The sequence below is a fragment of the Xanthomonas campestris pv. campestris str. ATCC 33913 genome (genome assembly GCF_000007145.1).
Taxonomy (GTDB): Bacteria; Pseudomonadota; Gammaproteobacteria; order Xanthomonadales; family Xanthomonadaceae; genus Xanthomonas; species Xanthomonas campestris.
Genome location: NC_003902.1, coordinates 267,308 through 291,813, shown reverse-complemented (window position 1 = coordinate 291,813; position 24,506 = coordinate 267,308). Strand labels below are relative to the sequence as shown.

20 protein-coding genes are annotated in these 24,506 nt (G+C 63.7%); 5 read left to right on the top strand and 15 right to left on the bottom strand.

All coding sequences use genetic code 11. From position 1 onward, the window contains the following. The first annotated feature begins 16 nt into the window (after positions 1-16). Positions 17-2,176: a type III secretion system effector XopN gene (gene xopN / locus XCC_RS01215; protein WP_011035486.1), complete on the top strand. Its 2,160-nt coding sequence runs from the start codon at positions 17-19 to the stop codon at positions 2,174-2,176. A gap of 124 nt (positions 2,177-2,300) precedes the next feature. On the opposite strand, the gene dcp is transcribed toward xopN, so the two are convergent. The 4 genes from dcp to arfB all read right to left on the bottom strand — a co-directional run bounded on the left by dcp (position 2,301) and on the right by arfB (position 6,824). Beyond that, positions 2,301-4,469, bottom strand: a complete 2,169-nt coding sequence (gene dcp, locus XCC_RS01210; protein ID WP_164923321.1) for a peptidyl-dipeptidase Dcp — start codon at positions 4,467-4,469, stop codon at positions 2,301-2,303. 224 nt (positions 4,470-4,693) lie between these two features. After that, positions 4,694-5,701, bottom strand: coding sequence for an isoaspartyl peptidase/L-asparaginase family protein (locus tag XCC_RS01205; protein WP_016944691.1), 1,008 nt, complete (start codon positions 5,699-5,701; stop codon positions 4,694-4,696). Positions 5,702-5,760: 59 nt separating this feature from the next. After that, positions 5,761-6,390, bottom strand: a complete 630-nt coding sequence (locus XCC_RS01200; RefSeq protein ID WP_011035483.1) for a lysophosphatidylcholine acyltransferase — start codon at positions 6,388-6,390, stop codon at positions 5,761-5,763. Positions 6,391-6,392: 2 nt separating this feature from the next. Beyond that, complete coding sequence (gene arfB, locus XCC_RS01195; RefSeq protein ID WP_011035482.1) at positions 6,393-6,824, bottom strand: alternative ribosome rescue aminoacyl-tRNA hydrolase ArfB; 432 nt, start codon at positions 6,822-6,824, stop codon at positions 6,393-6,395. Positions 6,825-6,882: 58 nt separating this feature from the next. Between arfB and XCC_RS01190 the strand changes: the two genes are divergently transcribed. After that, the gene (locus XCC_RS01190) at positions 6,883-7,461 is read left to right on the top strand and encodes a DUF2059 domain-containing protein (RefSeq protein ID WP_029628835.1); all 579 of its coding nucleotides are present in this window, start codon (positions 6,883-6,885) and stop codon (positions 7,459-7,461) included. A gap of 825 nt (positions 7,462-8,286) precedes the next feature. Here the strand turns inward: XCC_RS01190 and XCC_RS01185 are convergent. The 3 genes from XCC_RS01185 to XCC_RS01175 are packed head-to-tail and all read right to left on the bottom strand — an operon-like array spanning position 8,287 to position 11,471. Next, positions 8,287-9,108: a pseudouridine synthase gene (locus tag XCC_RS01185; protein ID WP_228442172.1), complete on the bottom strand. Its 822-nt coding sequence runs from the start codon at positions 9,106-9,108 to the stop codon at positions 8,287-8,289. 48 nt (positions 9,109-9,156) lie between these two features. Further along, positions 9,157-10,830 (bottom strand): ubiquinone biosynthesis regulatory protein kinase UbiB, encoded by a 1,674-nt coding sequence (gene ubiB, locus XCC_RS01180; RefSeq protein ID WP_011035479.1) that lies wholly within the window; start codon positions 10,828-10,830, stop codon positions 9,157-9,159. Then, positions 10,827-11,471 (bottom strand): ubiquinone biosynthesis accessory factor UbiJ, encoded by a 645-nt coding sequence (locus tag XCC_RS01175; protein WP_011035478.1) that lies wholly within the window; start codon positions 11,469-11,471, stop codon positions 10,827-10,829. The genes ubiB and XCC_RS01175 overlap by 4 nt, the downstream gene beginning before the upstream one ends. A gap of 172 nt (positions 11,472-11,643) precedes the next feature. On the opposite strand from XCC_RS01175, the gene ddlA reads away from it, so the two are divergent. Next, positions 11,644-12,750 (top strand): D-alanine--D-alanine ligase, encoded by a 1,107-nt coding sequence (gene ddlA / locus XCC_RS01170; protein WP_011035477.1) that lies wholly within the window; start codon positions 11,644-11,646, stop codon positions 12,748-12,750. Continuing rightward, positions 12,747-13,229: a GNAT family N-acetyltransferase gene (locus tag XCC_RS01165; protein WP_011035476.1), complete on the top strand. Its 483-nt coding sequence runs from the start codon at positions 12,747-12,749 to the stop codon at positions 13,227-13,229. The genes ddlA and XCC_RS01165 overlap by 4 nt, the downstream gene beginning before the upstream one ends. A gap of 102 nt (positions 13,230-13,331) precedes the next feature. On the opposite strand, the gene XCC_RS01160 is transcribed toward XCC_RS01165, so the two are convergent. From XCC_RS01160 to oleC, 3 genes are all read right to left on the bottom strand, one after another. Then, entirely contained in the window at positions 13,332-13,490 is a 159-nt protein-coding gene (locus XCC_RS01160) for a DUF1328 domain-containing protein (RefSeq protein WP_003468167.1), read from the bottom strand. Between the two features lie 64 nt (positions 13,491-13,554). Then, entirely contained in the window at positions 13,555-14,565 is a 1,011-nt protein-coding gene (gene oleD / locus XCC_RS01155) for a 2-alkyl-3-oxoalkanoate reductase (RefSeq protein ID WP_029628834.1), read from the bottom strand. A 96-nt stretch (positions 14,566-14,661) separates the two neighbouring features. Further along, complete coding sequence (oleC, locus tag XCC_RS01150; RefSeq protein WP_011035474.1) at positions 14,662-16,314, bottom strand: olefin beta-lactone synthetase; 1,653 nt, start codon at positions 16,312-16,314, stop codon at positions 14,662-14,664. Positions 16,315-16,668: 354 nt separating this feature from the next. Between oleC and XCC_RS01145 the strand changes: the two genes are divergently transcribed. Continuing rightward, complete coding sequence (locus XCC_RS01145) at positions 16,669-17,052, top strand: YkgJ family cysteine cluster protein (RefSeq protein ID WP_011035473.1); 384 nt, start codon at positions 16,669-16,671, stop codon at positions 17,050-17,052. 126 nt (positions 17,053-17,178) lie between these two features. On the opposite strand, the gene XCC_RS01140 is transcribed toward XCC_RS01145, so the two are convergent. From XCC_RS01140 to XCC_RS01120, 5 genes are all read right to left on the bottom strand, one after another. Continuing rightward, positions 17,179-18,081: an alpha/beta fold hydrolase gene (locus XCC_RS01140; protein ID WP_011035472.1), complete on the bottom strand. Its 903-nt coding sequence runs from the start codon at positions 18,079-18,081 to the stop codon at positions 17,179-17,181. After that, complete coding sequence (locus XCC_RS01135; RefSeq protein ID WP_019237138.1) at positions 18,078-20,573, bottom strand: DEAD/DEAH box helicase; 2,496 nt, start codon at positions 20,571-20,573, stop codon at positions 18,078-18,080. Before XCC_RS01135 ends, XCC_RS01140 begins: the two co-directional genes overlap by 4 nt. 7 nt (positions 20,574-20,580) lie before the next feature. Further along, positions 20,581-22,212, bottom strand: a complete 1,632-nt coding sequence (locus tag XCC_RS01130; RefSeq protein WP_011035470.1) for a site-specific DNA-methyltransferase — start codon at positions 22,210-22,212, stop codon at positions 20,581-20,583. Then, a complete protein-coding gene (gene fic / locus XCC_RS01125; RefSeq protein WP_011035469.1) occupies positions 22,209-23,372 on the bottom strand; it encodes a protein adenylyltransferase Fic in 1,164 nt (387 codons plus the stop codon). Before fic ends, XCC_RS01130 begins: the two co-directional genes overlap by 4 nt. Before the next feature lie 72 nt (positions 23,373-23,444). Beyond that, on the bottom strand, positions 23,445-24,461 hold the full coding sequence (locus XCC_RS01120; RefSeq protein WP_011035468.1) for a 3-oxoacyl-ACP synthase III: 1,017 nt from the start codon (positions 24,459-24,461) through the stop codon (positions 23,445-23,447). Positions 24,462-24,506: the final 45 nt, after the last annotated feature.

Below are 24,506 nucleotides of genomic sequence, written 5' to 3'. Positions count from 1 at the left end.
CGCCAGGAGAAATCTGATGAAACCTGCTGCATCTGCCAATCCGCCCAGTCGCACTGTGTCAGCGTCGAGTGCTCACATCCATGAGATCGAAGAAGAAGCGTCCCAGGATGCCTCGCCCAGCCATTCGGATGCCCAGCCCGGTGGCCCATTGACCAAGCTATCCAGCCGCCCGAACAAGCGCGGCAAGGAGACCGCAGACGCCACTGCGGACGCATTTCATACGGCTAGCCACCTGCACACGGTTGGTCTGCAGATTTCGCAGCCTGTAATGCCGTCGCATCCTGGCAAAGCGTCGCTGGTGCGACTCAAAGAGAAACTGGCTGACGACAACAACCGTGCCGTCGAGCCGCAACTGGCCGCCGAATTGATCAACAAGGTCAGGCCGATGAAACTGCCGGACACCACCGGCGTGCAGGAACGCGCAGCGACACACACAGATTTGTTGAGCCGCATCCACGAAACGGATGCGATGGCTTGGTACCAGGCGCAGGGATTGAGCGACGTCGAGGTTTCCGACTTACGACGCACCGCGCTGTTGTCCGGCATGCCCAATCCCACCGGTAGTTTTCTAAACAATGCGATGCAGTTCATCGTTTCGCCGTGGATCAACTACGCAACCCGTCAGCCATGGGCAGGCGCAGGATTGGGCTTTGCAACAGCGGCCGTCGCCGCACCGATGAATGCGGCCCAGCAGTCGGCAGTGGTCAGCCTGTGCGAATCCATCCGCGAGCATGGCGGTCACGTCATCGTGCCGGACAAGAATCAGATCAACGACAAGCATTGGCTACCGGACCTTGCGAAGGCGCTGGAAAGGCATATTGTCGAATTCAGCGGGTGCTTAGAAAATTTCAGACAACTCAAGCGCGCCGCAGACCAGACTCCCGCCGCACCGCCAACTGACGCCCTCATCGCCGCTGCCCACCAATTGCTGCAAGCCGAAAAGCGCCTGCATCAGGCGCAGCACGACTTTGTCATGACCCAGGGCGCGCACGACCGGCAATGGATGGGCAATCGCTGGCAGGCCGTCCCGCGCATCCTGCGTTCGCCATTGGCGGGCATGCTGGGCCTGCTGAGCAAAACCGGCGCAATGCGGGCGCTGTCGCCGACCGCGCAGACCGTCGGTGCCCTGTTGATGACAGCTGCGCAGCATGTGGCCGCCGGCTTCGACGAACAGGCAAAACAGGACTACAACAACAAGCTCAATCTGCTGTACGCCGATGTATTGACCGAGACGGGTAAATTGAAACTTGCACGTGGCGAGCCGGTTGCGGCAGAGGAGATCGATCAGATCAAACTGCGCAAACTGATCCAGTCTCCCACGCAGGCTCTGGTGAAACGCGTCATCAACGGACTGGTGTCGATGGAAAAAGCGCTCAAGGCGGAACTGGCCGCGTCGCCCTCGCCGCAGGGGACGGCGGACGCCGACAACCTGGATCTGCAAGCGGGCCACGGCGCCGGCCCGGCGAAGGCACTGAAACTGCTGAGCCAGGATCTACAAGCCTTGCGCGAAGGCAAGTTGGACGAACTCGATCCAGACGGTGTCGCTGCAGCGGTGCTGCTCGGCGCCGAGAAGTCGGTGGTGTCGGAGCAACTGATCAACGATATCGCCAAGAAGTACACCTCGCGCGAGTTCTCCGCACAGACCGCCCAACGCATTGGCCAGATGTTCCATCTCGGCGTGCTGGGCAGCGCGGCATCCTCGGTGATCGGCAAGGCCAGCTCTGCGGCGCAGGGTGGAACGCGCAACGTGCCGACCGCACAGACCCTGGCGATCTCTGCCCTGTCCGGAACCATGGCTACGGTCGGCGCGCTGAATCAGCACACCGCCATCACCGTCAAGAACAATCGCCGTGAGGGCGACACCGACATCGGATTGAAGCAGCAAGTCTTACGTGGCGTGATGGGGGGGGCCAACGAAGCGCTGTCCCAGCGTCGGGCGACCAAGGCGAGCCGAGCGATCAACGCGCTACTGCAAGGCAACGATGTGGAACAGCTGTTGGGTCAGGCCAAAGCGCTCACCCAACCGCACGGTGCCACGTCCTCCGCAGCGCAGGCCGCGCCGTCGCTGACCCTGCCGCAGGCAGTGGAGCGGCTGCGTCCGGGAACAGCGCCCACATCGCAGTCGCACGAAGTGATCGTGCAGATCGAGGATGATCAGGCGCCGCAACCGGCATGATGCGGCGCCGACCGCGGCGCATCAAAAGCGACGCAACAAAAACGGGATGGCCTTGCGGCCATCCCGTTTCGATTGCTAACCGCATGCACTACACGCGCATACGTCAACGACCCACGCGCATCACTTACTCCGTCAAACCACGGTTTTCCAACAGCGCCTTGACGCTGGGATCCTTGCCACGGAAATCGCGGTACAGCGTCGCCAGATCCACGGTATTGCCGCGCGAAAGGATCTTGGCGCGGAAGGTGTCGCCGTTCTTGCGGGTCAGGCCGCCATTTTCCTTGAACCACTCGAACGCGTCGTCATCGAGCACTTCCGACCAGAAATAGGCGTAGTAGCCGGCCGAATAACCGCCGCCCCAGATGTGGTCGAAATAGGTGCTGCGGTAGCGCGGCGGGACTTCGGCCAGATCGACCTTGAAGCGCTTCAACGCATCGACCTCGAACTTGCTCACGTCCTGCAGCGGTGCATCGGCCGGCTGGGTGTGCCAGGCCAGGTCGAGCAATGCCGCCGACAAGTACTCGGTGGTGGCGTAGCCGCTGTTGAAGGTCTTGGCCTTCTTGATCTTCTCCACCAGGGCATCGGGCATCGCTGCACCGGTCTGGTAGTGCTTGGCGTAGTTGGCGAAGACCTTCGGGTCGGACGCCCAGTGCTCGTTGAACTGCGAGGGGAACTCGACAAAGTCACGCGAGGTGCTGGTGCCGGCGATCGAGGGGTACTTCACCTTGGAGAACATGCCATGCAGTGCGTGACCGAACTCATGGAACAAGGTGGTGACGTCATCAAAGCTCAGCAGCGCCGGCTGGCCCGCGGCGGGCTTGGTGAAGTTGCACACGTTGTAGACCACCGGCTTGGTGCCGGTCAGCCCGTCCTGCTCCACGAACACATCCATCCAGGCGCCACCGGACTTGCTGTCGCGCTTGAAGTAGTCGGTGTAGAACAGCGCCATCGAGGTGCCGTCCGCATCGAACACTTCGTACACCTTCATGTCCGCGTGATAGGTCGGGATGTCGGTGCGCTGCTTGAAGGTGATGCCATACAGCTGCGTGGCCGCGTAGAAAACGCCGTTCTGCAGCACGTTGTCCAGTTCGAAATACGGCTTGATCTGCGATTCGTCCAGGTCGTACTTGGCCTTGCGCACCTGCTCGGCGTAGAAGTCCCAATCCGCCGCAGCGAGCTTGAAGCCGCCCTGCTGCGCATCGATGACCTTCTGCATCTCGCCCACTTCGCTGCGCGCCTTGGCGGTCGCCGCCGGCACGGTGTCGGTCAACAGCTTGAGCGCGGCCTCCGGCGTCTTGGCCATCTGGTCGCCCAGGCTGTAGGCGGCGTAGCTGTCGAAGCCGAGCAGCTTGGCTTTTTGCGCGCGCAGCTGCGCCAGCCGCTGGATGGTCTGGCGGGTGTCGTTGGCGTCGCCCTGTTCGGCACGGGTTTGCGAGGCTTTCATCACCTGCGCGCGCAGGTCATGGTCCTTCAGCGAAGCCAGCACCGGCTGCTGGGTGGTGTTCTGCAGGGTCAGCAGATACTTGCCATCGAGCTTGCGCGCCTTGGCGGCATCGGCGGCGGCGGCGATGTCGCCCTCGCTCAAGCCATCGAGCTTGGCCTTGTCGTCGACCACCACGGCGGCAGCAGCCGAGGCAGCCACCAGCTTGGTATGGAACTGCGTGGAGAGCGTGGTCTCCTCCACGTTGAGCTTGCGCAAGGTGGTCTTGTCGGCGTCGGACAGCTGCGCACCGGCGCGCACCAGCTCTTCGTAATGGCGTTCGACCAGGCGCTTTTGCTCCGGCTCCAGGCTGAGCGTGTCGCGTTGGTCGTAGATCGCCTTGACGCGTGCGAACAGCTTGGGATCCAGATTGATCTCGTCCTGGTGCGCGGCCAACTTGGGCGCCACCTCTTCCTGGATTTTCTGGCGGGCGTCGCTGGTATCGGCCTGCACCAGGCCAAAGAAAATGCGCGAGACGCGGGTGAGCGTTTCGCCGCTGCGCTCCATCGCCTCGATGGTGTTGTCGAAGTTGGCCGGCTCGGGGTTGTCGGCAATCTTGCGCACGTCCGCCAGATGCTGGCGCATGCCTTCTTCGAACGCAGGCAGGTAATCGCTGTCCTGGATCTTGTCGAACGGCGGCGCCTGGAACGGCAGCGTGCTGGCGGTCAGCAGCGGGTTCGGCGCGGCATCCGGGGTCTGGGTGGTAGCGGTCTTCTCGGGCACGGTGGTGGACTCCTTACCGGACGAATCTTTTCCAGAACAAGCAGCCAGTGCCAGGGTGATGGCAGCGGCCAGAACGACGGTACGCGACATGGCGTGTAATTCCTGAGTGGGTAACAGCAGCCGGCCACGCTAGCGGGTTTCGTCGCGTGTGGCATGTGCCGTTGGATTGGATGGATGAACGCAGTGGGGCTGCGAGATCGCGTGCCGTCCAGGCGCCATCGCCTGGGCCGCCGCTGCGTCGTCATGCGCGCCGGATGTGGTAGTGGGCTGGCACGCGCCAGTCTTCAACGCGCTACCGGGCAAGCGCAGCAGCGTTACAGCGCCTCGTCCTTGAAGATCGCCACATGCGCAGTGCCATCGGCACCGATCCAGCCGCGGTACATGCCCTCGGTATTGAACGGAAATGCGGCATTGCCCTGCGCATCCAGCGCAATTGCGCCACCGTCGCCGCCGGCCTTGGGAATCTGCTGATCGATGACTGCCTCGGCCGCCTGTTGCAGCGATTGCCCGGCATATTTCATACGCGCGCAGATGTCGTAGGCGGCCACCGCACGTATATAGAACTCGCCCCAGCCGGTGCCGGACACCGCGCACTGGGTGTTGGCATAGGTACCGGCGCCGATGATCGGCGCGTCGCCCACGCGGCCGTAGCGCTTGTTGGTCATGCCGCCGGTGGAGGTACCGGCGGCCAGATGGCCGTCGCGGTCCAGCGCCAACGCGCCCACGGTACCGAAGTGCTTGGCGGTTTCCAGATCCAGTTCGGCTTGGGCCTGGCGGTCACCGGCCTCGGCCTTGAGCGCTTTTTGCAGTTGCTGCCAACGCTTGTCGGTACGGAAATAGCTGGGATCGACCAACGCGATGCCCTGCTCGCGCGCGAACTGCTCGGCGCCGTCGCCGACCAGCATCACATGCTTGGAGCGGTCCATGACACTGCGCGCCAACAGGATCGGGTTCTTGACCGTGTGCACGCCAGCGATCGCGCCGGCCTTGCCGCTGGCACCATCCATGATGGCGGCATCGAGTTCGTTCTTGCCATCGTGGGTGAACACCGCACCGCGCCCGGCGTTGAATTGCGGCGCATCCTCCAGCACGGTGATGGTGGCGGCCACCGCATCCACCGCGCTACCGCCGCGCGTCAACACCGCATGGCCAGCACGCAGCGCGCGCTGCATCGCCTCGCGTGCCTGCGCTTGTTCCTCCGGCGACAGGCTGGATTTCTCCACACCGGCGCCGCCGTGGATCACCAGCATGGGTGTCGCGGCCCACACCGGGCCGGTGGCCCACAGCAGCAACGACAGGCACAACACGCGGGCAGATGACATTGGCGTTCCTCGCAAGGCGTGGCCGGCGCTCGCCACCACGCAAACAGGGGATGGTGGGCTCAAAGCGTATCGCGGTGCTTGCCGCGCCACGGGCGGTACCAGGTGCGCACGGCGGCGATATCGGCGGCCATGTCGGTGCCGGTCCAGAACGGCTCGCCGATGCCCACGGTCTTGCTGGGGTAATCGAAATACACCGGCAGGATCGGCACCTTGGCATCGGAGGCGATCTTCCAGAACCCCGCCTTCCAGTTTTCGACGCGCTTGCGCGTGCCTTCCGGGGTGATCACGTACCACATCTGCTCGGAGTTGCGGATCAACCGCACCGCCTGGCCAATGGTGCCTTGCGGCGAGCTGCGGTCCAGCGGGATGGCGCCGAGCTTGCGCAGCAGCGGCCCCAGCGGCCACCAGAACAGCTGCGCCTTGCCCAGCACGCGCACATCGAAGCCGAGCGCGAACTTGGCCGCAAAGCCGAGAAAACCGTCCCAGTTGGAGGAGTGCGGGGCGACGATCATCACCAGCTTGGGCTCGTCGGGCAGCCGGCCGACCAGCCGCCAGCCGGTCAACCGCAGCGCGGTGCGGCCGAGCCAACGGCCGAAGCGGCCATGCGCACGCGGCATGCGTGGTGGTGAGGGTTGCAACAGGATGTTGGCCTGCGTTACCGGCGGCAACGACGGGTCAGTGTCACTCACGCTTACTCCCAGTGGGACGCAGAGCGTCCACGTTTGATCTGGCTACGCTCACGCTTGGCATCCAGCCGCCGTAGCTTGGCACCATGGCTCGGTTTGGTGGCCACGCGGCGCTTGGGCACCGACAGGCATGCATTGATGATCTCGGCCAGCCGCTCGCGCGCATCTTCGCGGTTGCGGTCCTGGGTGCGGAACCGCTGCGCATCGATCACCAGCACGCCGTCGGCGGTCATGCGGCGATCACGCCGCGACAGCAGACGCGCACGCAACGGTTCCGGCAGCGACGGCGAGCCGGCCACATCGAAGCGCAGTTCCACCGCCGTCGACACCTTGTTGACGTTCTGCCCGCCGGCGCCGCTCGCGCGCACGAAGCGCTCGACGATCTCGCCGGGCGGGATCGCCAGGTTGGGGGTGATCTGGATGGGTTCACTGGCCATGCGCCGGATTGTATCGGGACGGGCGTGGACGCGCGCGCGAACGCCAGCGTCATCCCGTATGCTGCGGCCGGTCCCCCGACTGCAGGATGCTCCGATGACACCCACCGCTTTCATTTCGGCCCGCCGCCATGCCCGTCGCCTGCTGGTGCTGCTGGCGCTGGCACTTGCCGCGCCGGTGGCCTGCGCCCAGGCGCCCAGCGATGCCGACGTCAACCGGCTGCTGGCCGCTTCGCGCGCACAGACCATGCTCGACACCATGCTGCCGCAGATCGAAGCGATGCAGCAGCAGCAGTTCGCCCAGCTCACCGCGCAGCGCCAGCTCGATGCCGACCAGCAGGCGCTGCTGCAGCGCATCCAGGACCGCACCCGCCAGACCGTGCGCAAGGCGCTGTCGTGGTCGGAGCTGCGCCCGATGTACGTGGACCTGTACAAGCGCTCTTTCTCGCGCGAGGACGTGATTGCCATGGCCGAGTTCTACGAGAGTTCGGCCGGCCAAAGCCTGCTGGACAAGACCCCGGCACTGACCCAGAACCTGATGGGCGCCATCCAGCAGAAGATGCTGCCGCTGTTTACCGACCTGCAGAAGGATCTGGAACAGATCGTCAACACTCCGGCGGCGCCTGCGGCGAAGCCGTGAGGGGCAGGGATTGGGGAATCGGGATTGGGGATTCGTAACCGCGTGATCGCTGCGGCGAATGCGGATGCGGATGAGCATGCGGATGCGGATGCCAGGTCGATCGCATTGACGATTCCGGCGGTGCCCCAGCTTTCCTCCAGTGAGAGAAGCCTGCTCCAACTCCCTCTCCGCCGGGAGAGAGAGTTGGGTTGAAGGCGGTAAGCGGCGAAGCAGCACGTGCATCCAAACTCCACCAGGCTTCGCTCGCACCCTCATCCGCCCCTACGGGCACCTTCTCCCGAGGGGAGAAGCAACAGTCAAGCCCCTCTCCGCCGGGAGAGGGAGTTGGGGTGAAGGCGGTAAGCGACGAAGCAGCACGTGTATCCAAACTTCACCAGGCTTCGCTCGCACCCTCATCCGCCCCTACGGGGCACCTTCTCCCGAGGGGAGAAGGAACAGTCAAGCACCTCTCCGCCGGGAGAGGGAGTTGGGGTGAAGGCGGTAAGCGGCGAAGCAGCACGTGCATCCAAACTCCGCCAGGCTTCGCTCGCGCCCTCATCCGCCCCCGGGGCACCTTCTCCCGAGGGGAAAAGGAACAGTCAAGCTCCTCTCCGCCGGGAGAGGGAGTTGGGGTGAAGGCGGTAAGCGGCGAAGCAGCACGTGTATCCAAACTTCACCAGGCTTCGCTCGCACCCTCATCCGCCCCTACGGGGCACCTTCTCCCGAGGGGGAGAAGCAACAGTCAAGCCCCTCTCCCGTCGGGAGAGGGGTTGGGGTGAGGGTACGGCTGCCTAGAGACGTTGCCGTTCGACGTTAAGGCACGGACAGATCAATGACCACGCCGCATCACTGCACGTGTGTCGTGCCTTGCAACCCCGCCACGTCCCACCCGAACAACGCACACGCTTTCGCAAACTCCACATCCAGCGGCGCCACCACGCTGATGCGCCTGCCATCGGCAGGATGCGGGAAGCCCAGGCGTTCGGCATGCAGCAACATGCGGTGGATGCCGAGCATGCGGAAGCTGCGGTTGTGGCGGCCATCGCCATGGCTGGTGTCGCCGATCATGTGATGCGACAGGTGCTTGAGATGCCGGCGGATCTGCCGAAACCGCCCGGTCTGCGGCTGGCAGCGCAGCAAGGCATAGCGCGAGGTGGCAAAGCCGGTGGACGGGATCTCCAGCTCGCCGGTGGCCAGGCGCTGGAAGTGGGTCACCGCCGGCTTCTTGATCGGTTTGCCCGGGCCGCCATCCAGATCGTGGTCGACGATGAAGCGCTCCTCGGCGGGCCAGCCGCGGCAGATGGCCAGATAATCCTTCTCTACCTCGCCGGCCATCAAGGCCTTGCCTAGCGCGCTGGCGGTGTCGCGATCGAAGGCCAGCAACAGGCAGCCGCTGGTGGCGCGGTCGAGCCGGTGCACCAGAAAGATCGGGCGGCCCAGCTGCACGCGCAGACGGTCCGCAAGAAAATCGTCTTCCCCGCGCGCCAGCTTGCTGTCGTGGACCATCAGGCCCGCGGGTTTGTCGACAACGGCCAGGACGGCGTCCTGGTAGAGAATCTGCAATGGATCAGGGGATGTGCTCACCGGCGGATTATCCGCGTCGCCGACAGCGCATGCCACTGCGTTGCCGCGCCACGACTCAAGGGCCGCGCTGGGGCTCCGCTGCAGGCACTGCCTAAATGCAGCCGAATGCAGCGGGCCACCTATCGCAATGTGTCAGCGGCGCAGCCAGGCGATCAGCAAGGCTGCCGAGCCGGCGCCGCCGCTGATCCAGCTCCACACCGGCACCGTGCCCAGATACCAGCCGTCCGGATGCAGGCCATACAACACGGCGGCGACCACCAGCAGCCCGCTGCCGGTGATGGCGGTGACCACGCGGGTCTGCAGCTTGCGTAGGCTCAGGTCCAGCGCACGCAATTCGCTCGAGCGGATGTCCAGCTGGTGCCGGCCTTCCACCTGCTGCTTCAACCAGCTATGCACCAGGCGCGGCATGTCCGGCGCGTGGGTCATGATCTCCGGCAGGCGCTTGCGCAGCTCGCCCAGCACGCGGCGCGGGCTGTAACGCTCGCGCAGGATGCGTTCGAGCACCGGCCGCGCCACGGCCCAGATGTCGAGTTTGGGATCGAGCTGGCGGCCCACGCCTTCGATGTTGAGCAGCGTCTTCTGCAGCAGGATCAGCTGCGGCTGCAGCGTCAATTCATAGCGCTGCGCCACGCGGAACAACTTGATCAATACCTCGGCCAGCGAGATCTCCGACAACGGCCGGGTGAAGTACGGCTCGCACACCGAACGCGCGGCCGCTTCCAGCTCGTCGATACGCACGTTGGACGGCATCCAGCCCGCCTCCACGTGCAGCTCGGCCATGCGGCGGTAATCCTTGTGGAAGATCGCCATGAAGTTCTCGGCCAGGTAGTACTGATCTTCTTGCGAGAGCTGGCCCATGATGCCGAAATCCAGCGCAATGAAGCGCGGATTGAGGCGCCGCTCCGGGTCCGAATCGACCCAGATGTTGCCGGCGTGCGCATCGGCGTGGAAGAAGTTGTCGCGGAAGACCTGCGTGTAGAACACGCGCACGCCCTTGGCGGCCAGCGCCTTGCGGTCGATGCCGGCGGCGTCGAGCTTGGCCACGTCATCGGACGGGATGCCGTACACGCGCTCCAGCGTGAGCGCGCGCTCGGCGGTGTGCGACCAGATCACCTCCGGCACGTACAGATCGTCCGAGCCTTCCCAGAACCGCCGCAATACACTGGCGTTGGCGCCTTCGCGCTGCAGATCCAGTTCGGCCGACAACGTGCCTTCGATCTCGGCCACCACTTCGCGCGGGCGGATCTTGTCGGCGCGCGGATGGGTGCGCTCGACCAGCGTGGCCAGCGAATGCAGCAGCGCGATGTCGGCGTCGATCTGGCGCTCGATGTCCGGGCGCAGCACCTTGACCACCACTTCGCGGCGCAGGCCATTGGCATCGGGCGGCAAGGTGGCCGCGTGCACCTGCGCGATCGAGGCCGAGGCCAGCGGCGTGGTGTCGAAGGCGGCAAACGCCACGCTCACCGGCAGGCCCAGCGCGCGCTCCACGATCAGGCGCGCGGCCTCGCCGTCGAACGGCTTGACCCGGTCCTGCAGCAAGGTGAGTTCTTCGGCCACGTCCGGCGGAATCAGGTCGCGGCGGGTGGACAAAATCTGCCCGAACTTGACGAAGATCGGGCCCAGTTCCTGCAGCGCCAGACGCAGCCGCGCACCGCGCGATTGCGCAGCGATTTCGGCACTGGCACGCGGCACGAACGGCTTGGCCAGGCGCAACCAGCGCTCGGCCGGGGTGCCTTCCAGCAATGCGTCCAGCCGATACCGCAGGATCACCCGGCCAATGCGGCTTGCCCGCAGGATTGCCTTCATGGCGTGCCTCCGGCCGCAGACAGGCGATTGATGCGCGCAGCCAGGCGTTCGACAGCGTCGCGCAGCTCATCCACGTCGTCGTGGAAGGCCTCCAGTTCGGCGCGCGGCACCACGTCGCGCGATTCCTCGGTGACGAATTCGGCTGCGCTCTGCGCCAGGTCGGTGGCGCTGCGGCGGGCCTGCTGCAAGGCGCTGCGCACGGCGCTGGCGATCTGCACGCCCAGGATCTCGCCGAACACCGCCACGAACGGCAGCTGCCAGTCCGGATCGAAACGCCCGGCCAGTTGTTGCAGCTGGCGCGCCAGCTCGGCATCGCCGGAGACCTTGAGCCGGCCGGCCGGCGCCCCGCTGCGGCGGGCATTGGCCAGAAACGGCAGCTGCCCGAGCAAGCCGGCCAGGCTGCTGCGCACCGCCAGATCCGGCTCCTGGCTGGCATCCACCGGGCCCACCAGCAGCCGCCGCTCGTGCACGCGGATCTGCAGCGCCAGCGCCGGCGCCTCCAGGGTCAGTGCGATGCGCTGGCCTTCCAGCGGCAGCAGGGCGTCGCGGGTATCCGGGTCCAGCGCCAGCGCGCGGTTGAGCGCGGCCTGCAGGGCCTGGCCGGCGAGCGGCTTGAGTGAGTTGAAGAGTGATCCGGGCATGGGCGCATTCTACCGTCCCCGCATGTCGCAACCGCTTGACGGGCGCGGGCCGGGCCATTGCATCGGTGGGCCGGTGCATGTGCCACGGCTCGGGCAGGCACCCGGCGCCTCCGTTCGGCACCGCGCCGGCGGCATCCTGTGCCGCTTCCGTGGAGCAATGACAGGAGCAGGCATGCGCAGGATTCGGGTCGGACTCATCTTTGGCGGCAAGTCGGCCGAGCACGAGGTCTCGCTGCAATCGGCGCGCAATATCCTGCAGGCGCTGGACCCGCAGCGGTTCGAGCCGGTGCTGATCGGCATCGACAAACAGGGCCAGTGGCACCTCAGCGCACAAGAGAGTTTCCTGCTCGATGCCGACGACCCCAGCCGCATTGCGCTGCGCCACAGCGGCCGCGGGCTGGCCGTGCTGCCCGGTGCCGCCAGTGCGCAGCTGCGCGCGGTGGATGCCGAACAGGCGTTGGCGCAGATCGATGTGGTGTTCCCGATCGTGCACGGCACGCTGGGCGAAGACGGCTCGCTGCAGGGGCTGCTGCGCATGGCCAACCTGCCGTTCGTCGGTTCCGGCGTGCTGGGGTCGGCCGTGGCGATGGACAAGGACATGGCCAAGCGGGTGCTGCGCGATGCCGGCCTGGAGGTGGCGCCGTTCGCATGCTTCACGCGCCACACCGCTGCGCAGGCCGACGTGCAGACGCTGATTGCCCAATTCGGGCTGCCGTTGTTCGTCAAGCCGGCCAACCAGGGCTCGTCGGTCGGCGTCAGCCAGGTCCGCAGCGCTGAGGAGTTCAGCGCTGCATTGGAGCTCGCGCTGCGCTACGACCACAAGGTGCTGGTGGAAGCGGCGATCGCCGGGCGCGAGATCGAATGCGCGGTGCTGGGCAATGCCACGCCGCAGGCCAGCGTGTGCGGCGAGGTGGTGGTGCACGACGCGTTCTATTCGTACCAGACCAAGTACATCCGCGACGATGGCGCAGCGACGGTGATTCCCGCCGATATCGATGCCCACACCCAGCACCGTATCCAGCAGTGCGCACTACAGGCCTATCAGGCGCTGGACTGCGCCGGCATGGCGCGCGTGGATGTGTTCCTGTGCGCGGATGGGCGCATCGTCATCAACGAGGTCAACACCTTGCCCGGCTTCACCCGCATCAGCATGTATCCCAAGTTGTGGGAGGCAAGCGGGCTGGACTATCGCAGCCTGGTTACGCGCTTGATCGAGCTGGCACTGGAGCGGCATGCCGACGATGGGCGCCTGTACAGCAGCGTGGTCACGCACGCGTGACCGCGGCACAGTTGCGTGCAGTGCATCCGTACGATCACGCAGCACTGTTGGCACTCAACAACGCCGATGCCAGCGCCTTGTCGTGGCTCACGCCTGATGCGCTCGCCAGCCTGTTGCAGCAGTCCTGGCATGCACGGGTGGTGGATCCGGCCGACGCCTTACTCATCGCGCTGGATCAGCACGCCATCTACACCAATGCGAACTTCGCCTGGATGGCCGCACGCTTCGCGCGCTTTGTCTATGTCGACCGCATCGTGGTTGCCGCGCACGCACGTCGACGCGGCTTGGCAACACAGCTGTATGACGAACTCATCCGTGACGCACGCGCCGCAGGCCATGCGCGCCTGGTCTGCGAAGTCAACCTATTGCCTGCCAATCCACCCTCGTTGGCGCTGCACCGGCAGTTGGGCTTTCAGCCGATCGGCGAGTCCGTGTTGGAAAGCGGAAAACGCGTGCAATACCTGGAAAGATCGCTGTAATTGGCAAATTCTGCGTGCCGCAAAAGCGCACGGCCCGCCTCCTTGCGGAAGCGGGCCGTGTGATCGTCAACCGGCAGCGCCGCTGCCGTGACGTGCCGCGGACTAGACCTTGCCGCGACGGAACATCGAGATCACGGCCAGGATCAGGAACACCACGAACAGGATCCAGGCGATGTTGGTCGCCGCACCGGCGATACCGCTGAAGCCCAGCACGGCGGCGATGATGGCGATGACGAAAAAGATGATGGCGTAATGCAGCATGGCAATGTGTCCAGAAGTTGTCGTGCCGAATCGGCGCAGGCGTATCTTGTGGATGTGCCAGTCTTTATCGAGTGATGGAGATGTCGCGGGAAGATGAGGATCGCAGCCGTTGCAGGCCCTCTTCGATGCTGATCTGCGGCACATAGCCAAAGTCACGCCGCGCCGGTTCCATGCTGTACCAATGCGGCGTGCATAGCTGCTCGACCAGAAACCGCGTCAGCGGCACTTCGCCTGGCAGACGCAACAGTGGCCACAATGTTTCGCACACCGCACCGATGCGGTACGCCGTCTTGAACGACAGCGAGCGCGTCACCGCTGGTGCATCCACCGCCGCCAGCAAACGGTTGAGTAGCTCGCGCATCGGCAACGGTTCGCCGTTGGAGATGAAGTACGCCTTGCCTGCGCACGCAGCGCCCGGCGCCAGATGCGCGAACGCATCGAAGTGCGCCTGCGCCGCATTGTCGATGTAGGTGCTGTCCACCAGGTTGCTGCCATCGCCCACCATCCGCAGCCGCCCGGCGCGCGCACGTGCCGCCAGACGCGGCAGCAGGTGGTTGTCGCCCGGCCCCCAGATCAAGCGCGGGCGCAACGCAACGGTGGCCAGCTGTGCATCGTTGGCTGCCAGCACCGCGCGTTCGGCAATTGCCTTGGTCGCCGCATACGGCGCGCGCAGGTCTTCGCCATACGGCACTTCGTCCGCGCCCAAGCCTTCCACCGGATTGGTGGCGCGATGGGTCACGCTGGGCGTGGAGGTGTAGATCAAGCGCGGTACGCCATTGGCACGGCATGCATCGAGCACGTTCTGCGTGCCCACCACGTTGGCCTGGTGATAGCTGTCGTAGCTGCCCCACGCCCCGGCCTTGGCCGCGTTGTGGAACACCGCATCGATGCCGGCAAGCGCATGCCGCACCGCCTGCGGGTCAGCCAGATCGCCACGGATCTGGCCCACACCCAAGGTGTGCAGCACCGGATAGTCACCACGCTGAAAGCTCACCACCTCGTGTCCACGCGCCACCAATCCACGGCACAGCGCCTGCCCGAGAAAGCCGCCACCACCCGTTACCAGAATCTTCATCACATCACACCGATTGCAGAAGGAAACACACGACAGCGGCAGACACTTGCGCTGGCGATACGCCTGCGCCTGACAGCATCGCCCTGCTGCCTGCACTTACACACGTTGTTGCGCCGCCCAGATCGCAAGCTTTTCGCGGCCGATCTTGGCGTTGTGGCGAATATCCACCGGAAAGCCGGAATGGCGCAGAAAACGCGCAATTCCTGCGGTGTGCGGGTGCGCAGCGCCCACTGCGCGCAGTGCAGTTTCCACTTCGGCAAAGGCCGATGCCGCAACGCCTGGCTGCAACTCCACGCACAGCACCGGTTGCTGCTGACCGGGCGTGCCGACACCCACCAACGCGGTGCGCCGCACCTGCGGATGCACGTTGAAGATCGGCTCTACCTGTTCGGTGTAGAGCGGGCCGGTGGCGGTTTCCACGCGGTGGGTCTTGCGGCCGCAGAACCACAAGCGCCCCTCGGCATCGAAATAGCCAACGTCGCCCATGCGGTGCACGACGCGCTCGCTGCCGTCGCTGCAGCGCTCGCGGATCTTGGCGTTGCGCGTGGCCGCATCGCGGTTGAAGTAGGTGTCGGTAGTGGTGGGGCCCGCCACGGTGATCTCGCCCACCTCGCCCGCTGCCAGCACGCGCACGCCGCTCCACTCGGGAATCGCCGCGTCGTCGATGGCGATGATGCGCACCTCGTTGGGTGCAACCACCTGGCCGACACAGGTGCCGGCACCGGCCTCGGTGGCCGTGCGCGTGGCATCCAGGGTGCGGCCTTCGATCGCTGCCACCGGCAGGCATTCGGTGGCGCCATACGGCGTCCAGAACTGCGCATCGGCCGGCAGCAACGCGCGGATCTTGGCCACCACATCCGGCGGCACCGGTGCGCCGGCCGAGGTGGCCAGGCGCACGTTCGGCAATGGCTGGCCGTAATCAGCCAACACGCGCATCAATGCCGGCGAGCCGAACAGCTGCGTCACACCAAAGCGCGTCATCGCATCGTGCAGCTTGCGCGGATCGGCGGTGGCCGGACGGGTCGGGTCCATGTCCGGGATCACCGAGGTCAGGCCCAACGCGGGATCGAACAACGCGAACGGCGGAAAGGTCGGCAGGTCCACGCCGCCCGGCTGCATGTCGAACGCGTTGCGCAGCAGCTCGATCTGCCCGACAAAATGCCGGTGCCGATACACCACGCCCTTGGGCACGCCAGTCGAGCCACTGGTGAACAGGATCGCCGCCACGTCATCGGCCGCGGTATCGGCCAGCTGGCTGCCGGCACCGGCGCCATCGCGCTCCACGCGTGCCAGCGTCACCCCACCCCAGCAATAGCGGCCGCCCACGGTGACGATCTGCGTGGCCGACGGTGCCCAGCGCAACAAGCGCCGTGCCAGCTGTGCGAGCGGAATGCCGATGAAGGCCTGCGGCTGCGCTTCGTCCAGGCATTGCTTGAGTGCGCGCTTGTCGATGCCCGGATCCACCAGCACCGGCACCGCACCGGCCTTGAACAAGGCGAACATCAGCAGGAAGAACTCCGGCGATGGCCGCACCATTACCACTGCACGCACGCCACGACCGATGCCGTGCAAGGCCAGACCGGCGGCAATCGCATCGCTGCGCGCATCCAGCTCGGCATAGCTCAGGGTCACATCGTAGGCGGCCATTCCATTGGCACCGCGTCCGCCCGGGCAGCGGATGGCGATCTGATCGGGGCGCTCGCGCGCCAGTCGCGGCAGCGAGGCGGCGATATTGCAGAGAGTTGTCATGCGTCCATTATCACCCATGCGTGCCTATGGCACCGGTCGCTTGCGCTTGCAACGTTCGGTCGCATGCATTGGCTGGCTCGCAATGCTGCAGACAGGCCGCTCGCAGCGTGCCTGCATGCACAGCTGCAGATGCGTCAACACGCTGGAAATATCGACTGGAACAGCGCGCGCTATCGCCAGCAAACGCGGCGCACCACCGCGCGTTTTCTGGCAAGTCCGGTGATCCGCCGGCCACCAGCAACCGCCACCGCATGAACCGCTAACCCGCCTGCACGCGTGCCCCTTGTATCGCGCCGTGATTCGGTCAGAATGCCGCGCTCTCCACGCTATTTCGCCGCGCAAGGCCCGGCATCCATGGCACACCCCTGCCTTACCTGCGGCGCCTGCTGCGCCTACTTCCGCGTCAGTTTCCACTGGAGCGAAGCCGATCCCGCGCTGGGCGGCAGGGTACCGATTGCGTTGACGGATGCACTGCGTACGCACGAACGGGTGATGCGTGGCACCTCGCAAGCGCAGCCACGCTGCATTGCGCTGGACGCAGACATCGGCCGCTACAGCCGTTGCAGCATCCACGACCGCCGCCCGTCATCGTGTGCCGCGGTGCCGGCATCGCTGGAGTTCGGCGAGCGCAGCACGCAATGCGACAAGTCGCGGCTGGCACATGGCCTGCACGCGCTCACTGAAGCCGACTGGGTTGGCGTGGACGACGCGCAACGCAACCCGCTGCCTACGCTGTAAGGCCTGGCCACAGCAGCGCATACGGCGCAGCCGCAGTGCGATCCAATCCGGACCTGCGCGATGCACGCATTACCCGGTGCATCCACTTCGCACACGGCGCGCGCACGCACGGATGCGAAACTTGTCCTACAGCGGGTTGCGCTCCAGGAACGCGCGGATTGCCGGCACCAGCACCTCGTGCTTGTCTTCGAGCACGTAGTGGTTGGCATCGTCGAACGCCATCACCTCGGCCTGCGGCAGCGCGCGGCGGAAACCGGCCAGAAAGTGCTTGTCGAAACAGATGTCGCGCAGGCCCCAGGCGATGAAGGCCGGGCGGTCGGCAAACGACGGCAACGCTTGCGCCGAGCGCTCCAGCAGCGACCAGGCCTGATCGGCCGGCGACAGCGGGATGTCCTGCATGAAGCGGATCGTGGAAATGCGGTTCTTCCAGTTGTCGTACGGGGCGACATAGGCACGGCGCACAGCCGCCGGCATCCGCCGCGACACGCCCAGCCACGAGGCGCCGGAGGAGAACGCATTGAAGGTGCGGATGAACCACTCGCCCAACCGCCAATGCCGGCCCATCGCGATCTGCCATGGCATCGGCTTTTCCGGCGGTAGCGGGAATGCGGCGGTGTTGGTGATCACCAGGCGCTTGACCTGCGCGTGGTGCGAAAGCGCCCAGCCAAAACCGATCATGCCGCCCCAATCGTGCACCGCCAGCGTGATCGGCCCGGTGATGCCCAGGTGCTGCAGCAGGCGGTCCAGATCGTCCACGCGCGATTGCAACGTGTAGTCGTAACGCGGCTGCGCATCGGGCGCGTCGTCGGGCTTGTCGGACAGGCCCATGCCGATGTGGTCGGGCACGATGCAGCGGTAGCGATCAGACAGACCGCTCACCAGATGCCGCCACAGATAGCCCCACGACGGATTGCCGTGCAGCATGACCACCACCTCGCCATCGCTCGGACCTTCGTCCAGATACGACATCGCAATGCCGGGGCGCACATCCAGGCGCTTGGGGGTGAAGGAATAGCCGGGGTAGGTCATGTAAATCGCATCCGATCCAAATCAAAGGAACCCGCGCGTTGTAGGCGTCCACCCAACTCGCGTAGATAGAAGAAATCACGCTCGCCGCGCTTACGGCCGACCGTGAAAACAGCACCGTAATCGGGATGGATTGCCGCACTCTTGTCCACTTCACTGGGCTTGCCCCACAAGTGCTCGCCCTTCAACTCCAGCAGCGCAATACCTGGAGCGGAACGTTCTGCGACAGACACCACGAAATCAGGGTAGAAGCCGTCTCCCTCATCCCAGCGATAGAGACCGATGCCTGATTTGGGTTGATTGCGATGCCACCAGCGCACTTGGGCACTCGCATCCAGGCGCTCCGCAATGGCTAGCTCATCCTGGTTCAAACCAGCTGGAAAGACGCCATAAAGCCCGCGATTGGCTGAGCGCAGCGGTTGATCGCTGAACAACTCGGCCGGTAGTAGCACATCGACATCGAGCACTTGGCCCTGACGCAGGCTTTTGAATGCCTCTCGCAGCAGCCGAGGGCGTCTAACCAGCAAGAGGTCCAACTGGCGCATTTGCAGCTCTTCGTCTTCAGGCACTTCTGCGCCTGACGCTTCGATCGCACGAACGAAACGCTCCAATAGTCTGCGGTATAGCTCGCGGTCGTTGGCTTCTACGAGCCGCAATCGGATCTGTTCGGCTTTTTCGGCGACAGCTTCCGGCGAAAGATTGGCCCAAAGGTCGCTTCCATCTTCTGTGACCCGATGACCAGCAAACAGGTCTGTGTCCAAGCGCTGGACCTGCACCTTGCCACGTAGGCGATCGGCCAGCACTTCTGGTGAGAAATCGACATGCGCAGCCAGGCCTGCCTCGAAATCAGCTGACACCGGCGGTAACTGTTCTCCACGCAAGCGATCCGGAGCATCGGGACGACGCGGATACCGATACATGCTCTCTTGAGCCAACACAAATGCACCAGCGACACTTGTGGCCCGAGCAGGCCAAGCACCCTCGCCCCCGAACATTTCCAGCGCGGCTTGGGTCGCATTCGCCATCCCAGCGAACGGGGTCCCCACCAGCGCATCAGCCACATCACTCGTAGTGCCCGCCGAGGAGACAGCATCTCTCTCTGCTTCGGCGTCCAACACGTGCACCCCTGCGCGCGATACCAGCAGGCTCAGAGGCTCTCCGCTGCGCACGACCTGCAGCGAGGCACCATCGCCGATCATGGTGACAACCGTCTGCGTCCCCAGCTCGGGTGCTTGCGTGGTGAGTGTGTTGATCTGGGCGCCGGCTAGCAGCAAACCTTCTTGTGACTCAGAATTAGCAAGAAATACATATCCGTGATCCAGAACAGGCGGTACAACCGCCTGCGCCTGTAGAAGGGCGTGGCGGCGCATGATGCGGCCGATCACTTGCACCCCGAAGCTCGGGTCGCGCGCGCCGCGCAATGCTGCCAGGGTGAATGCACGTGGCGCATCGAACCCCAGCGCCACGGCCATCTTGAAGATCAGCACTTCCACCGTTGGATCCTGCGCCAACGACAGTAGATCCGGATCAGGTTCGGCAGCGGTATGTACACGAACGGCGGTCGCATCGAATCCCAGCTGCTCCACCAGATACGTCCGTGCCGCCTCCTGCGCAACCTTGCCATCCGGCACCTGCACCAGCATCAATGGCGTCAGTGCGATATCCGCATCTGCCAAGTTCTTGCGAATGGTCCGATGCATCTGTGTGCACTCGCGCAATGCGAGATGTTCGAAATCCACCAACTGCGCGGTATCGCCATCGCGGGCGATAAAACGCACCATCCGCACGCCGCGCTTGAGCAGGCCCGCATCGACTGCGTCGGCACGGCTGACCGAAGCCCATTCCGCAGGCTCTCCGACGGAATAGCCAGTCGTGCGTTCGAAGGCCTTCATGTCAGCGTCGCGTGGCGTGGCGGTCATCAGGAGTGCGTAATCGGGCTTCAGCACATCGCAGAAGAACGCCCGTGCCAGAGTCTCACGCTGAAATCCGTGATGCGCCTCGTCCACTACGCAGCCGATACGCAGGCCTTGCTCGCGCGCCATTGCGATCACGTCATCGATTGCCATGCCGGCATCGCCGCGCTGGCGCGCGCGCCGGCTCTCGGCCTTGCGTGCCGCCAACGACGCCCAGGTGACCACGAACACGCCGCCGCCGCGCACGGCGTCCAGCTGCCGGTCCGCATCCAGATCCAGCAGCGCCAGCTCTGGCGCTTGATTGCTCAAGACCTTGCGCGATTGCTCGACCAGCCCGGTGAAGGGCGCGAACCAGAACCACAACACCCGTTCCTCGATCGACACGCGGCGCATCACCTCGATCGCCATGCGCGTCTTGCCAGCGCCAGTCGGTGCCTGCAATACGATGGCAGCGTCCTTGCGACGCGCCTCGTCAATGCGTTCCGGTGCTGCGGCGGCGATCTGTCGGTATAGCGCGCGCACCTCACCGAACTGGGCGACGATCCCGTCGCAGATGACGGTTTGGAACTCTTTCAGTGGCATGGGCATATCAACGTCCGAAGCGTTCGCGCAGGTGGTGCGGCAAGGGCAACAAAGACAAGTCGGCCGCTGGCTCTCCCAGCAATCCGTTCAGCCGTTCCGTCGACCAGGTATAGACGGCAGCGACTGCCGATGTGCGGGTCCGCAGCCACTCACGTAACTGTTCTACATGTGCGGCCTGGAAATCCGCCAGATAGGCCAGTTCGCCATCACTGGCAAAACCGCCGCCAGGCCAGAACGACAACGGCCGCTGATGCAATAGCTGCAGCGCATGCCAAACCTCCGCGTGGTCCAGCTTGAGCGCCAACCGATGCTTCGGAATACGACGGGTACGCAAGTAGGCGAAGCCGCCACCCAGGCCCTCAACCGGTTGCCCCTTGGCATTGGTGTAGCCACCCAACACACGACGCACGCGCTCGGCGCAAACATCGCGGCAGAGGTTCTTGTCAGGCGTATCCTCGGTGGCTTCGGTGCTGCTGACCAGGATGAACTTACGATTGCCGCCATCTTCAGCATTTAGTTTGGCAACTGCCTGAGCAAACGTTCCCGAGCCTGCAAAGAAATCAAGGACAGTGTCACCCGGCTTGCTGGCGATGCTTAGTATTCGCTCCATCAATTGGATGGGCTTAGGGGTAGAGAAAACATCATTTGTAGAATTAAAATTGAGGACTTCAAGTAGCTGCTTCTTTGCATCTTGCGTGTGACCGACTTCGCCGTAAGTCCAAAGTGTTTGTGGAACCGTGCCTTGCTGGACATCTGCTAGAAACCGCTTGAGTCGAGGCATATTATCGCCACTTTTGCCCCACCAAATACGATTGTCCGCATCCAGCTCTTTAAATCTTTCTTCGGAGAAACGCCAATACGTTCCTGCAGGCGGGCCTGCGATGACTCGGCCAGTTGGGCCGACAATCGAATAGACTCCCTTGGAATAGTAATTTCTAGCTGAAAGATCTCCCGAAGTCCAAAGGCCGCGGGGATCATCATCAGGATTTTTATAGGCGCGATCTTGAGCAGCCGTTCTTGCAAGCAAGTTAGGTCGCCATTTATTTTTGTCACGCCCGTAAATAATCACATACTCGTGATCGTCAGAGAAATGTTGTGCTGTCCCTTTTGGGGAAAAGACTTTTTGCCAAATAACATTGGCAATAAAATTATTCTCTCCAAATACACGGTCCATCAACATTCCAAGTCGAAACACCTCATTGTCATCAATACTGACAAAAATAACTCCATCATCAGCCAACAACTCTTTAGCCAGCTGCAGGCGCCGATACATGAACTCCAGCCACAGCGAATGACGGAACCGGTGAGTCTTGTCGACGAAACGGTCGTTGTAGACGAAGTCCTTATTACCGGTGTTGTAAGGCGGGTCGATATAAATGCAGCGGATCGCGCCTTTGTGAGTCATCCGCAGCGCACGCAGCGCGTCGTAGTTGTCGCCTTCGATGATCAGGTTGTCCCACGGTGCCTCACCATGGCTTAAACCAGCGTCCAATGACAACGCGACAAAATCGTCGTTGAGTGCCTGGTCGGCCTCGATCTCGTCGCGCTCCCATACCAAACCCAGCTGCCGCTCGGCATCGCGCCGCTGCAGTAGACCGATCAAGGTTTGACGGTCGAGATGATCGTATTTGTTGGTCATGTGTTCGGTTCCACGTTCCGCGCAGGCACGCGGTAGGCGGGTAACTGGTTGTCGTCATTTGTCAGCAAGCGCAGAAACGCCGGGTGTAGAAATAGCTTCTCCTTGCCCTGGCGCTGGTCGTGCAGCACACCAATATCCGCAAGCTCTTTGAGATGCCGTGCGGCGGTCTGGCGCGTGACCCCCACCATGTCGACGACATTCTGAATACGGCAGTAAGGCTGGTTGAAAATCACGTCCACCAACTCCCGGCTATATGCCTTGGGAGCGTGGTCACGAATGTGGTCGCGGGCCTGCGCCTCCAGTCCTCGAATCGCCTGGATCTTCGCTGTCGTCCATGCAGCGGTTTCGGCAACGGCAGCCAGCATGTAGTGAATCCATTCGGCCCAATGCCCATGCCGCGTCACATCCAGTAGCAGGCGATAGTAGTCGCTGCGGTTGCGGATGATGTAACGGGACAGATAGAGCACTGGCAGATCAAGCAAGCCCTGCTCGATGAGCATCAGCAAGTTCAGTACCCGCCCGGTGCGGCCATTGCCATCCGTGAACGGGTGGATCGCTTCGAATTGATAGTGCGCGACAGCCATGCGAATCAATGGATCGATGTCGGTGTTTTCATGGATGAAGCGTTCCCAGTTGGCCAGTTTGTCGCGCAGCAGCGTTTCGCCAACCGGCGGTGTGTAGATGATCTGCTGAGTTTGGTCGTTGGCCAGAGCAGTTCCGGGCACGCGACGGATCTGCATTTGCACCGCCTTGATACGGCTGCAGACGACAACTGAGGTGTCTGTACACAAAGGCCGCTGCTTTAGCGACTGAAATCCTTCGTAGAGCGCACTGCGGTAACGCAACGCTTCCTTGGTAGCAGGCTTTTGTGCCTTGCCCTGATCTTCGGCGTATCGGAAAAGTTCGTCCGTCGTCGTCACGATGTTCTCGATCTCAGAACTGGCCTGAGCCTCAAGCATCGGAATTGTATTGATCAGCACCGTAGGATTTGGCAGCAACGCTGTTGCCTGTTTTAGCTCCGCCAACGCAGTTCGCGCATTGATGCAAGCCTTGAGCAGGCTCCGCGTCTCGATATCTCCCGCTGGTGGAAGCAGCGGGAGATCGTTGTAGGGGAGCTCAGCGATGAACTTCGACACGCTTTCCATGCCTGCCTCACTCATGTTCTTAGAACGAACATGATGATGGAACGTGTTCTAAAAATCCAATTTTCTTAACACGTCATCAGCGACGGATCACCAAACCACTTCGGCCATCGAGCAGTTCAGGCCCGAACCGATGCCGAGCAGCGCGATGCGATCGCCCTTCTTCAACCGGCCCAGCTCCTTGAGCTTGCTCAACACGATCGGCACCGAGGCCGGGCCGATGTTGCCGTGCTCACCGAAGATGGTCATGACCTTGGCCGGGTCGATGCCGAAGGACTTCACGAACGCCGCAGTGTGCGGGCGGCTGACCTGGTGGATGACGAACTGGTCCAGCTCCTCCACGGCCCAGCCCAGCACCTGCTTGGCGGCCACGAAGGTTTTCTGCGCCAGCTTGATGCCTTCGATCAGCAGCAGGCGGGTGTCGGTGACCATGCGGTCCAGGTTGCCCCGGCACAGCTTGTTCCACTCGGTGGCCGAGCGCGTCACGCCGCCCTTGTAGCGCGGCGCGTCGGGGACCAGCTCCGAACGTGCCATCACCATCGCGGCCGCACCGCAGCCCAGCGTCAATGCAGCGAGTTCGTTGCGGAACTCTTCTTCGGTGACGTCCGGCGAGGTCATGCGCTCGAGGGTTTTTTCGTAAACAAGATTAGCGGTTTCGCCATCCACGACCAGGGCGTAGTCGATCTCGCCGCGTTCGAGCATGCGCGCAGCGATGTCCATGCCATTGATGAAGGCAAGACAGGCGTTGGCCACGTCGAAGGTCATGCAGTGGTCGCTGACACCCAGGTTGCCGGACACGATGGAGGCCGTGGACGGCTCCAGGTAATCACGGCTCACCGAGGTATTGATCAGCAAGCCGATCTTCTCGATGCCGATGTTGGCATCGATCAGGGCCTTGCGGGCAGCCTGGGTGGCGGCGTCCGATGCCTGGACATCCTGGTCCCACAAGCGCCGTGCATGGATACCGGCAACATCGCCCAATACGTCGGTCTTGATCCCAAGACGGTCGTAGGTCGGTTGCAGGCGCTCGTTGATTTCCTTGGAAGTCAGCGTGTGCGGCGCATCAATATGCGCCAGTCCCGCGATGGAGACATTCTGGAAGAGCATCGAAGTAGCGCCATGGCGTCAGGCGAGGGGGCGCCATTCTATCTG